The sequence below is a fragment of the Spirabiliibacterium pneumoniae genome (assembly GCF_014884995.1).
In the GTDB taxonomy this organism is placed as follows: Bacteria; Pseudomonadota; Gammaproteobacteria; order Enterobacterales; family Pasteurellaceae; genus Spirabiliibacterium; species Spirabiliibacterium pneumoniae.
Window position 1 is genome coordinate 25,182 of record NZ_JABMII010000016.1, and the last position, 12,619, is coordinate 37,800.

The following is a 12,619-nucleotide window of genomic DNA, read 5'->3' on the forward strand; positions in this document are numbered from 1 at the left end:
GTCACTCCGCAAACAGTTTATCAAGCCCGTCAATTAAGGCAAAGTGCGGTTTATCAAAATAAACTCCCGTAGCATTGCTTTCACCTGTCATGCCGCGCAAAAAGAGATAATACACGCCCCCAAAATCACATGCGTAGTCATAATTTAGCAGGCGTTTTTTCAAATAGCGATGCAGCGCAAGCGTGTAAAGCAGATATTGTAAGTCGTAGCGGTGTAACAACACCGCCGCAGTAAGCGCTTCAGGCGTATAAAACGCCCAACTGGCGCCCAGCAAATTGCTTTTATAATCCACGATGTAAAATTTGCCTTGATGCTCGCACACCAAATCAATAAATCCACGCAGCATGCCTTTAAAATCGTGCAGCGCAAAATGTGTCCGCCCAGTTTTCAGTGGATACTGTGCCAGCAGCTGATTAAGCTCGCTCGACCGCACTTTATTTGTAATCGAGAGCAAAAACTCCATCTCACGCAGGCTCTCACGTGGCGCAATGGCTTGCAGGCAAAGCTGAGCCTGCGCATCCCACGGCGTTTGCGCAATGCGCGTCAGCCAGCCTTCCAACTGCGGCTGCCAACTTTCATCTAAATTCAGCGCTTGCAACGCAAATGTTAACACCGCTTGATTATCCGCGCCTGCACGCATATCCATTCGCTGCAGCACCGTGTGCAACACATCCCCAACGCGCGCGCCTGTGGGAAATTGAAAGGCAATGTCATCCACCTCAAGTGTGTTGTCCAGCGCGGGCACCTCGACGGCGATATCTTGCTCACTTTCAGGCTCTTGCAGTGCCTCATACAGCGGATTAACCGCACTTTGGTTACTCAGTGAGGTAAACGAGTTGATCACCCAATCTTTTTCAATCGCGCCATGAAAGTGCGCGGCTTCACCTTCAGGCCGCTCCGCTTGTGGGCGCCATTGACGTGGCGTGGCCTCTTCGGCGGCCATCAGGGTGTATTGCTCAGCGGTAAAATGCGCTGCTAACAGCGCTTGGGTATTAAAGGTGCATTTTTTCTCCAAATCCAGTCCTAATTCACCACGGGTTAACAAATACACCAGCGGATTCCAGCCCCAACTGGTGCTTTTAATCGCACTGCCTTGGTAAAATTCGGCATAAAGCCCCAAATGGACTTGATACACGGCACGCGTGAGCGCAACATACAGCAGGCGCATTTCCTCTGCGGCATATTCTTGCAAAATAAGCGCTTGGGCAGAGTTGTCGAAATCAATATCGTTTTGCCCATGCTGATGAAATTTTTCCAGCGTTTTGCCTTGCAAACTTGCGCCTAAGCCGACAAATGGCAGCCATACCACGCCATATTCCAGCCCTTTCGCGCCATGAATGGTGACAATTTTCACTAAATCACGCTCACTTTCCAACCGCAGGCTGAGAGATTTATCGCTGCCAGCGCCATTGAACGCCATTTGTTGTTCAAACCACGTTAACAAGGCGTGCGCATTAGGTTGCTCATTCATTTGCGCTTGTAACAGCTCGCTGAGGTGCAAAATATCCGTCATTGCGCGCTCGCCGTCAGCCTGCGCCAAAATCGTTTGCGCTACATTGTCGTGCTGTAAAATGGCATGGATCATCGGCAACACGCCTTGCTTTTGCCACATTTGCTGCCAGCCGAGCAACCGCTCCACCCAGCTATCCCAGCGCTGTTCATCGTAAAGCAGCGCATTGAGTGTTTGGCTGTCGAACTGAAATAACGCACTGGCCAGCGCATTGATCACCTGCTGACGCTGATAAGGCATTAAGCAGCCTTGCAATACATTCAGCAGCACTTTCGCCCAAGGGCTTTGGAACACATTATTTTTTTGCGAGAGATAAACGCTTTTGATGCCGAGTGTTTGCAACGCTGATTTCATCAGTGTGGCGTCCTCACCACTGCGCACCAAAATCGCCAAATCGTGCGCTGCCAGCGGCTGTTGCTCACCGCGTTGATTTTCGCCCAGTAATGTGCCCGCCTCAATGGCTTGCAAATATTGCTGCACGCTGACCGCACAAGCCAGCGCTTGAATTTGGCGAAACTCCCCTTTCTTTTTCGTTTGTGTAAGCCAAGCCGTCAACGCTGTTTGGCGCTGCCCTTCAAGGTAAAGTGCGGTTTTGCCACCGCTGGCCTGCACGGGAGAAAAGTGAATTTCAGGTACTAAAAAAGCATCATCGACCAGTGAAAACAGCCGATTAACCAGCGCGACCGCACTTTCACTTGAGCGCCAATTTTTGCCCAACGTGAACTCACACGCGGTTTGCTGCTTGGCGGCTAAATAGGTGTAAATATCGGCGCTGCGAAAGCGGTAAATCGACTGTTTCGGATCGCCAATCATAATCAGCCCAACGCGGCTATCGGGCGCTTCAAGATAGATTTTTTGTAAAATGCGAAACTGCTCGCTGTCCGTATCCTGAAATTCATCAACCATCGCAAACGGGAACTGCATACGAATCAGCTGCGCCAAATGTGCCCCTTGGCTGCCTTGCAGCGCTTGGCATAAACGGCTTAGCAAATCGCCAAAACTCATCGCGTTGTGCGTTTCCCCTTCTGCTGCAATCCTTGCGCGCACGCCAAGCAACATATGCCACAACAAGGCTTTGTGCCACTGCTCACAAGCGGCTTTGCCAAACTGCGCTAAAAAGCGATCCACCGCCTCGAAAAAAGGATGTGTCGGCGTAGCTTTATTGCTGTTGGTTTTGTCGCTGAGCTGTTGCTGTGAAAAATAGGTGAGGACATCGGGCTGCTCAAAACTTAACGCACCATCCAGCCAATGAGACAGTGCGGTAACTTTGTCATTGAAGTTGGCGGCTCTGTAACTGTTGCCGTTCAGTTGCTTATTAGTTATGGCATCGCCAATCAACGCGCACACCGCACTTTTGCTCGCCTGCCATTGGCTTTTAAGCTGTGTGAAGGCGTCAACGTAGCGTTCAATCTGCGCCACAATCATGTCAAAAGATGACACTTTTTTCGCTGGCAATGCGCCTTCAAGTAGAAAAGAAATTTTGCTTAACACGCCATCGGGGCTTTTGAGGTATTCTCGCGCAAAGGCGCAAACAACCGCACTTTGCGGATAAAAGCGCGCACGCCATTCATCACGACAATGTTTAAGAAAACGTGCGTATTGTTCACGATCGTCAAGCAACACGGGATTAAAATGAATATTGGCATCAAAGGCATAACGGCTGAGCATACGTCGGCAAAAGCCGTGAATGGTGAAAATCGCCGCAGAGTCCATATTCTGTTGCGCCATATCAAGATGCAAAATAGCACTTTCCACCTCGCCACCCAGCGCATTGAACAGCTCAAGTAAAAAAGGATCTTCACTGGCAAATTCACCGTGGCGCTGCCAGCCTTTTAACAGCTCAAGCAGCTCCACCACGCGCGCGCGAATACGGTCTTTCAGCTCTTGCGTAGCCGCCTCAGTGAACGTCATCACCAAAATTTGCTCCACCCCAAGCGCTCGCCCAAATCCATTTTCGCCCACATTCAACAACAAGCGTAAATAAAGTGCGGCCATGGTATAGGTTTTGCCCGTGCCTGCCGAGGCTTCAATCAGGGAGGTGCCTGACAGAGGATGCGTGATAGCGTTAAGCGGTTGCATAAACTAGAAAGATAATACTTTATCCGCCCACAATGTCCAGCGGCTGAGATCGCCCAAAGTGCCAACACTTACCCCTTCGGCTAACGGCAATTCAGTGATGCCGCGTGCGTTGGTGCAGGTTTTGCACAATTTCACTTCCGCGCCGAAACTGGTAATAATTTCAAGTGCTTGCTGCACATTATAGCCCTCTGCAGGCTGTTGCTTATCAAGCCCTGCAACAACGGCGTCTGAAAGTAAGAAAAGTTTGAGGTCGACCGCACTTTGGTGTTCTTCTTGCAGCATAATGGCAAGGCGTAATGCGTTGAAGAGGTTTTCGCTACCGTAAGGCGCGCTATTGATAATAAAAAGTATTTTTTGCATATCACACTCCTTTTTACTCACAATAAACGCCTTTAGTGCGAAAATCAATGCCTAATGTGTGACGCTGCGCTCCACCGCGTGGGCTTTGAGCAAGCGAAAAATCGTGATGATGTTCATCGTCATCACTGTGCTTTCCAGCAGTACGCCACCAATGGAGCCTACAATAATATTGTTTGTCATCCAGCAAACTGAGCCAAATAACATCACCAGACGCATTTTAATGCCTGTAAGTAAAAAGAGCGCAATAGTGCCCGTTGCCGTGCCAACAATCGGAAATAAACTCCACCAATGATCAGAAATATAAAGCCCAAATCCGACTGCCACGGCCACAAAAGCAAATGCAACATAGGCCGAGTTAATAAAAATGGACGTGGCAGTACGGCAAGCGGCAATAAACGAGCTTAAGGCGGAAATGGGCGAGCCGAGCAAGTAAAAATGGAGCATATAGGTGAGATTTAAAATCACCATAATAATTTTAAAACGCTTGTCGTTGCGCTGATAAAACACCAAAATGCCAAGGAAGAAAACCGCAATCCCTAGCCATTGGGCAAATGAAAGATGAATAATATAGTCGAGATAATTGCTCACAACGCCTCACAAATAAAAAAGCGCCATTGATGAAAATGGCGCAAATAGTTCGTATTTTACTCACACAATGCCAAGCACGTTTGGCAAGAACAATGAAATTTGTGGAATATAGGTTACCGCCAGCAAGGTAATCAACAATACAATAAAGAACGGCAACATAGGTTTAATGATGTCTTGCAGTCGCACACCTGCAACCGAACAGCCCACAAACAGGGCACTGCCCACAGGCGGCGTACACAAGCCAATACACAAGTTAAAAATCATCATAATACCAAAGTGGATTGGATCCATACCAAGATCGGTGACGATTGGTAAAAAGATTGGGGTAAAAATTAACACCGCAGGGGTCATATCCATAAACACCCCGATCACCAACAAAATCACATTAATGATCAGCAAAATAACGTATAAATTATCTGAGATACTTGTCAATAATTCATTGATCATAAACGGAATGTCTGCACTGGTCATAATCCAAGACATGGCAACGGATACACTGACCAAGAACAATACAATGGAGGTGGTCACCACTGCATCAAGGATAATTTTTGGCAAATCGCGCAATTTGATTTCACGATAAATAATCACGGAGAGCACAAAGGTATAAACTACCGCGATGGCTGAAGCCTCAGTTGCAGTGAAAATTCCCCCTAAAATACCACCGATGACAACAATCACCATCAAGATACTTGGAATCGCATCTAAAGTGTATTTCATAAAAATGGAGAAAGTGATTTTATCAGACACTGGATAACCGCGTTTTTTGGCGAGAATAAAGTTCACCACCATAATTGACAAGCCCATCAACGCGCCTGGTAAATACCCTGCCATAAAGAGCGTTGCCACCGACATGCCGCCTGCGGTTAACGCATACACGATCATCACATTTGACGGTGGAATCAAAAGTCCAGAGATACATGATGTCACGTTAATCGCCGCAGAATAGGCAGGATCATAGCCTGCTTTTTTCTGAATCGGCGACATTGTGCCGCCCACCGCCGCTGCCGCTGCTACCGCTGAGCCTGAAATAGAACCGAACATCATATTCGCTAATACGTTTACATGCCCCAAGGATCCAGGAATGCGCCCAACCAGCACTTGTGAAAAATTAATCAATCGAATCGCAATCCCACCACTGTTCATTAAAGAACCTGCGAGAATGAAAAAAGGAATCGCCAGCAACGAGAAGCTATCTAATCCTGTTGCCATTTTCTGCCCTGCGGTGAGTAATACAATATCCCAAGGCAAAATAAAAAATCCAGTAACAATAGTGGAAACACCAATTGAAAACGAAATCGGCACACCCACAAAAACCAACACCACAAACGACACTAGCATCACCAGCGGTGCAAACCATTCCCAAGAAAGTAACCAATCCATTGTTATACCTCCTCACCGCGTGACAATTTGCCAGCATTTTCAATGATAAAAATGATGTTATAGAACATAATCAGCAAGCCGCTAAATGGCACCGCCATGTAAACGTACGCCATTGGCATCTGCATTGAAGGCGAAATCTGCCCCATGGCAAACACTTTGCTCACCAAGACAGATCCGCCGTAAACCATGGTACTGATAGCAAATAGAAAAATCACCACATTGATAAAAATAGCACTAATTTGTTTTTTGCGCGCCGTCAAATTATGGGTGAACAAGTCAATGGACAAGTGGCGTTGTTGCCCTGTGGTGTAGGCCGCCCCTAATAGTCCCACCCAAATCATGCTAAAACGTGCAATTTCATCGGTTACGGTGCTTGGCATTTCTAACACATAGCGGCTGAACACCTGCCAAGTTACGCACACGACCAACATCACCATCACGATAATCGCGAACACAGCAATGACCTTATCAACACTATTTTTAATTTTTTCTAACAGCATATCGCTACCCTAAGTCGATTATTTTGCGTCTTGGATTGATTGGATTTCGTCCACAAAGCCGACTAATTTCGGATCTTTACGGAAGTCATCAAACAACGGTTTCAACGCTTCACGGAATGGTGTTTTATCTACTTCGATAAAGGTTACGCCCAATTTTTCAGCTTCTTGTTTAGAACGAGTTGTTTCTTCGTCCCACAATTTTTGTTGATACACTTCAGAGTCGTGAGCCGCTTCCATGAACAATTTTTGTTGTTCTGGGTTCATTTTGTTCCACGCTTTTTCAGAGATCACTAGGTAATCTGGGATAGAAGTGTGTTGGTCAGCTGAGTAGAATTTTGCTACTTCGTCGTGACGAGTTGAAGCATAAGATGGAATATTGTTTTCCGCACCATCAATAACACCTTGTTGCAATGAGGTATACACATCACCCAATGGTAATGACACTGGAGAGGCGCCAAGTAATTCGATGGATTTATTAGTCGTTGGGGTTGAAATCACGCGGATTTTCATGCCTTTGAGGTCATCTGGTGAATGCACTGGTTTTTTAGTGTAGAAGCTACGAGTACCACCAACGTATGAGGCCACGATGCGATAACCATTAGCTTGCGTTTTATCAGCCAATTTTTTACCGATATCACCGTAAAGCATACGTTTAAAATGGTCTTCATCTTTGAATAAATAAGGTAAGTTAAAGATCGCAAATTCACCGATGAATGGTTCAAGCTCACTGGAGTTGACTTTGGTCATGTCCAATGCGTCGTTTTGCACCATTTCCAATGTCTCACGCGCGTCACCCATTTGGCGGCTCGGATAAACACGGATAATAATTTCACCATTAGATTTGGCTTTTAAATCTTTCGCCATTTTATCAATGGCTTTGTGTACCACATGGGTTTGTTCAAGGTTATGCGCCAGTTTAATGGTCACTTTATCCGCCATTGCGCCAGCAGAAGCGGCTAACATAGGTAGAGCAACGCATAAGCTAGTGAATAATGGTTTAAATTTCATAACTTCTCCTTTGAGTTGGGTTCATTTTGGTAGAAAGTAAAATAGCATTTTACTTTTTTAAACGTAATCGTAAATTTTTGTTTATGTGAACCTAATCACAAAAATTTTGACTTAAATGCGCGAACATTATCCACTGGGAAAAGGGCAATAAAAAAGGCTATGAAATCATAGCCTTAAATTGTTGATTTTTTGTTATTTTTTAATAAAATCTTCACGCATCGGGGTAAAGCAATCCAGTAACACGCCTTTTTTCAAACAACGGCAGCCGTGCATAATGTCGGGTTTTTTATACAAGACATCACCCGCCTTCACGACTTTAGTTTCATCACCAATGGTGAATTCAAATTCGCCGTCGAGCACATAGGTTAATTGCTCATGTGGGTGGCTGTGCATAGAGCCTACCGCACCTTCTTCAAAATAGACTTCCACCGCCATAATATTCGGGCTATAGGCCATAATTTTGCGTTTCACGCCTGCGCCCAAATCTTCCACTTTTACATCGTTACCATAAACAAACATAATCACTCCTTTTCGTGCGTAAATTTGCGTCATCATAATCTAAACTAAATTTTGAAACAATATTTTATAATCAAGTATTCATTTTGCGCAACATACTGGCGAAAAAAATACAAAGTGCGGTACACTAAGCCCAAAATAAGGGGGACGCATGACATCACCAACAGCTTTAAGCGCACTGCTAACCAAACTCCGTGCCACACAAAGTCAAGCCACATTAGCTGACATCGAAACCGCACTTGGCCAAAAAACGTTTGAATGTCAACTTGAACACGCACTTTCGCTCTCCCCTTTTGTCGCACAGGTGCTGCAAAAACAACCACAACTGATCATGCTCTGGCGTGGCTGCCGCACAGCTGATGTCAACTTCACACAAAAACTGGCAGCAACACTGGCTAACGTACAAGATGAGCTGACACTACACCGCACTTTGCGCGTATTTCGTCAAGCAGAGATGGCGCATTTGAGCTTTTGTCAAAGTAATAATCTGATGAGTGTGGAGCAAACGTTTCACGCTCTCTCTGCCTTAGCAGAGTGCATTATCACACAAACCGCTGCATGGCTATATCACACATTAAGCCAACGCTACGGCACACCGATGAACGCCATAGGTCAAGCTCAGCCGCTAGTGATTCTCGGCATGGGCAAACTCGGCGGGCGAGAGCTGAATTTTTCCTCTGATATTGATTTGATTTTCACCTATCCTGAAAATGGTGAAACCCAAGGCGCGCGACGCAGCATCGACAATGCCCAGTTTTTCACCCGCTTAGGTCAGCACCTCATTCAAGCGCTTGATAGCCACACTGCCGACGGCTTTGTTTACCGCACCGATATGCGCCTACGTCCGTTTGGCGATGCGGGCGCACTCGTACTCAATTTCACAGCACTGGAGGATTACTACCAAGAGCAAGGGCGCGACTGGGAGCGCTACGCCTTAATCAAAGCGCGCATTATGGGGGAAAACGATCACAATGCCTATCATCAACAGCTGACAAATATGCTGCGCCCTTTTGTCTATCGTCGCTACATTGATTTCAGTGTCATTCAATCTCTGCGCAATATGAAAGCGATGATCGAACGAGAAGTGCGCCGTCGTGCGCTGGTGAACAACATTAAACTCGGCGCAGGTGGCATTCGTGAAATTGAGTTTATCGTGCAAGTGTTTCAGCTTATTCGTGGTGGACGCGATACTCACTTGCAACACCGATCACTACTTGATGTGCTCCCCCATTTAGTGCAGCTTAACGTGCTCAGTGAAAGCGAAGGAGAAACGCTGCGCCAAGCGTATCTTTTTCTGCGCCGAGTAGAAAATGTGCTGCAAGCCATTGATGATAAACAAACCCAAACTTTGCCTGATGATGAAACCAACCGTGCGCGGCTAGTAACCGCCTGTGCACAATACCCTATTCAAGATGCTAATGCTAACCGCACTTTAGTCACAACTGCCATTCATGATTGGACGAGTTTTGAAACCCATTTGCAGCAACATCAAAGTGCGGTGCGTGACATTTTTAATGCCTTGATTGGCGAGGAAGAAGCCGTCCACACACAAGCACAAAAACTCAGCCCATGGCAAGATTTTTTAAGCTTTAACTGTAGCGATATTGAACATGTGCTCGCGGAAAATGCGCTTGATTCCTTCGACCTTGCTCCGAGTTTGGAACGTTTTCAACACGCTATCCTGCGCCGGCCCATCGGTCAGCGCGGACGAGAAGTGCTCAATCGACTGATTCCTGTCTTGCTTGATGGTGTGTTTGCACTCAGCACACGCGCAGCAGTGCTCGACAGTGTACTCAATATTATTGCCCATATTGTCACCCGCACCACTTACCTTGAGCTGTTGTTGGAATATCCCAACGCACTGAATATGGTCATTCGTCTTAGTGCTGCCTCGCCGATGATCGCCGAGCAAGTGGCGAAATACCCAATTTTACTGGATGAATTGCTTGACACGCAAACGCTGTTTAACCCACCTCACCTGAGTGAATATCCAACCTTACTACACCAGTATATGTTACGAATTCCCCGTGATGATGAAGAGCAACAAATCGACGCGCTGCGTCAGTTCAAACAAGCCAGCTTGCTACACATCGCTAGTGCAGATATTTTAGGCGAACTGCCCGTGATGAAAGTCAGCGATCATCTCACCTATCTCGCACAGGCCATTATTGGCGCCGTGGTGACACTGGCGTGGGAAAAAACTCGTGCGCGTTACGGCGTGCCAGCGCACCTTACAGGCGAAGATAAAGGCTTTTTGGTGATTGGCTATGGCAAACTCGGTGGCATTGAACTGGGATACAAATCTGATCTGGATCTCGTCTTTTTGTACGATAATCACCACACTAGCACTACTGTGGGCGGCAAGCGCAGCATCGACAGCGAACAGTTTTATCTACGGCTCGCGCAAAAAATCATCAGCATTTTTAGCCTTAACACCCAAGCTGGCGTGCTTTATGATGTGGATATGCGCCTGCGCCCATCGGGTGAGGCTGGGTTATTGGTGAGCGCCATCAGCGCCTATGAAAGCTATCAACAGCAAGACGCTTGGACATGGGAAAAACAAGCCCTTGTGCGCGCCCGAGCGGTGTTTGGCGATGCACCGCTTAAAGTGCGGTTTGAACATATCCGCAAGCAAGTATTGTGCCAAATGCGTGATGTGGCAACGCTGCGTGCAGAGGTGATGGCAATGCGTGAGAAAATGTACACCCACCTCAGCCACCCCAGCAAACACACCTTCCACCTCAAAAATGATCCTGGTGGCATCACTGACATTGAATTTTTAGCACAATTTTTGGTGCTTGCCCACGCGCCAACCTGCCCTGAATTAGCCACGTGGTCGGATAACGTGCGCATTTTTGACGACATGGCAACCTACGGCGTGCTAAGCCAACAAGACAGCGAAGCGCTCAAAACCTGTTACACCACTTTGCGTAACAAAATTCATCAACTCAATCTACAAGATTGCCCACCGAGTGTGGCAGCAGAAGAATTTAGTGATGAACGCGCCACCGTGCAGCGGTTATGGAAACGCTGTTTTAGTGATGAAAGTGCGGTTAACACTTGCAAAAAGTGATTATTTATGCAAAATTAAAGCATAAATAAAAAGAGAGAACACGATGAAAGAAACACAATTGGTCGAATGGTTTCGCGAATCCACCCCGTATGTCAACCTCCACCGTGGCAAAACCTTTGTGATAATGCTTGACAGTGCCACTATTGGTGCTTTTCATTTTCGCAATATTTTGCAAGACATCAGCCTACTCCATAGCCTTGGCATCAAGCTGGTGGTGGTGTTTGGTGCACATCATCAAATCAACATGGCTCTAAGCGAACATGGGCTGAGCAGCGAATTTCATCACCACATCCGCATCACCGACAACCGCACTTTAGAAATAGCCAAGCAAGTGGTGGGCAAAATTCAGTTTGACATCAGCGGCTATCTTTCGCTACGTTCAGTTAATATCGGGCATAGCTCACGGCATATCAACGTGGTCAGCGGTAATTTTGTCATCGCTCAGCCGATAGGCGTACTTGACGGCGTGGACTACCAACTCAGCGGCAAAGTGCGCCACATCGACATTCACGCTATCGAGCAACAGCTGGCCAACAACGCCATTGTACTGCTCAGCCCCATTGGCGTGTCGGTCACAGGTGAAAACTTCAACCTGCCCTTTGAAGAAATTGCAACTCAGGTAGCGATAAAACTCAACGCCGACAAACTCATCGGTTTTTGCCCGCAAGACGGTATTTTCAACGAACATGGCGAGCTGATCGCCGATCTCTTCCCTGACCTCGCACAACAGCACCTCGATCACCTCAACCAAAACGGCGAATACAACAGCCCGCAAGCACGCTTTCTCTGCGCCGCCATCGCCGTGAGCCAAGCGGGTGTCAACCGTGCCCATTTGCTCAATTTTGAAAAAGACGGCACACTCCTGCACGAGCTCTTTTCTCGCGACGGCGTCGGCACACAAATTTCAATGCAGCAGTCAGAAACCATCCGCACCGCCACTGTGGACGACATCGCAGGCCTCTTGGCATTAATTTATCCGCTAGAGCAGCAAGGCATTTTGGTCAAACGTTCACGCGAGCAATTAGAAATGGAGATTGATAATTACACGATTATCGACCGTGATGGGGTGATTATCGCCTGTGCCGCATTGAATATTTATGCAAAAGAGCAGATAGCGGAAATGGCCTGCGTAGCCGTCCACCCAGATTACCGCAATTCATCACGCGGCGATGTGTTGTTCGACGCATTAAAAAAACGCGCCAAAAAGTGCGGTATCCAGCGTTTGTTTGTGCTGACAACGCGGACGGTGCATTGGTTTCAAGAGCGGGGTTTTCAACCTGCTGATATTACGGCGTTGCCAGCGAAGAAGCAGGCAAGTTATGATCATCAACGTAAGTCGAAAGTGTTGGTGTATTCATTATGATGTAAACTGCCGTTTTTAATCACGCCGTTTCACTATCGCCACTGCACTGCACCAGTGGCGACCGCACTTTATGTTTTTAAAGGTTATGTTTATAATACGATCGATGAAAGCCCTCTAAACAAATATAACAAAAGGTAATGCATGACCATTCTTACTTGGCACGGCAAAGATGAGGCCGTGAAAAAAGCCCGAAAAACGCCTTATCGCCTATTGCGTGAAGTAGCTCATTTTTCTTATCCTAT

General features: G+C 46.9%; 9 protein-coding genes. 2 read left to right on the forward strand and 7 right to left on the reverse strand.

The genetic code is table 11. The features are described from left to right. Nucleotide 1: 1 nt before the first annotated feature. From recB to HPC38_RS09605, 7 genes are all read right to left on the reverse strand, one after another. Nucleotides 2-3,589: an exodeoxyribonuclease V subunit beta gene (gene recB, locus HPC38_RS09575; protein ID WP_208121058.1), complete on the reverse strand. Its 3,588-nt coding sequence runs from the start codon at nucleotides 3,587-3,589 to the stop codon at nucleotides 2-4. Nucleotides 3,590-3,592: 3 nt separating this feature from the next. Next, a complete protein-coding gene (locus HPC38_RS09580; RefSeq protein ID WP_208121059.1) occupies nucleotides 3,593-3,949 on the reverse strand; it encodes a DsrE/DsrF/TusD sulfur relay family protein in 357 nt (118 codons plus the stop codon). A 51-nt stretch (nucleotides 3,950-4,000) separates the two neighbouring features. Further along, nucleotides 4,001-4,537 carry a YgjV family protein gene (locus tag HPC38_RS09585; RefSeq protein ID WP_208121060.1) on the reverse strand — a complete coding sequence of 179 codons (537 nt, stop codon included), beginning with the start codon at nucleotides 4,535-4,537 and terminating at the stop codon, nucleotides 4,001-4,003. Nucleotides 4,538-4,597: 60 nt separating this feature from the next. Further along, nucleotides 4,598-5,917, reverse strand: a complete 1,320-nt coding sequence (locus HPC38_RS09590) for a TRAP transporter large permease (protein WP_208121061.1) — start codon at nucleotides 5,915-5,917, stop codon at nucleotides 4,598-4,600. Between the two features lie 2 nt (nucleotides 5,918-5,919). Beyond that, nucleotides 5,920-6,417, reverse strand: coding sequence for a TRAP transporter small permease (locus tag HPC38_RS09595; RefSeq protein ID WP_208121062.1), 498 nt, complete (start codon nucleotides 6,415-6,417; stop codon nucleotides 5,920-5,922). 18 nt (nucleotides 6,418-6,435) lie between these two features. After that, nucleotides 6,436-7,425, reverse strand: a complete 990-nt coding sequence (locus HPC38_RS09600; protein ID WP_208121063.1) for a TRAP transporter substrate-binding protein — start codon at nucleotides 7,423-7,425, stop codon at nucleotides 6,436-6,438. A gap of 192 nt (nucleotides 7,426-7,617) precedes the next feature. Beyond that, nucleotides 7,618-7,944 carry a cupin domain-containing protein gene (locus tag HPC38_RS09605; protein WP_208121064.1) on the reverse strand — a complete coding sequence of 109 codons (327 nt, stop codon included), beginning with the start codon at nucleotides 7,942-7,944 and terminating at the stop codon, nucleotides 7,618-7,620. A 148-nt stretch (nucleotides 7,945-8,092) separates the two neighbouring features. On the opposite strand from HPC38_RS09605, the gene glnE reads away from it, so the two are divergent. Together glnE and argA are read left to right on the forward strand one after the other, a co-directional pair. After that, entirely contained in the window at nucleotides 8,093-11,014 is a 2,922-nt protein-coding gene (gene glnE / locus HPC38_RS09610) for a bifunctional [glutamate--ammonia ligase]-adenylyl-L-tyrosine phosphorylase/[glutamate--ammonia-ligase] adenylyltransferase (RefSeq protein ID WP_208121065.1), read from the forward strand. A 43-nt stretch (nucleotides 11,015-11,057) separates the two neighbouring features. Further along, nucleotides 11,058-12,377 (forward strand): amino-acid N-acetyltransferase, encoded by a 1,320-nt coding sequence (gene argA, locus HPC38_RS09615; RefSeq protein ID WP_208121066.1) that lies wholly within the window; start codon nucleotides 11,058-11,060, stop codon nucleotides 12,375-12,377. Nucleotides 12,378-12,619 lie beyond the last annotated feature (242 nt).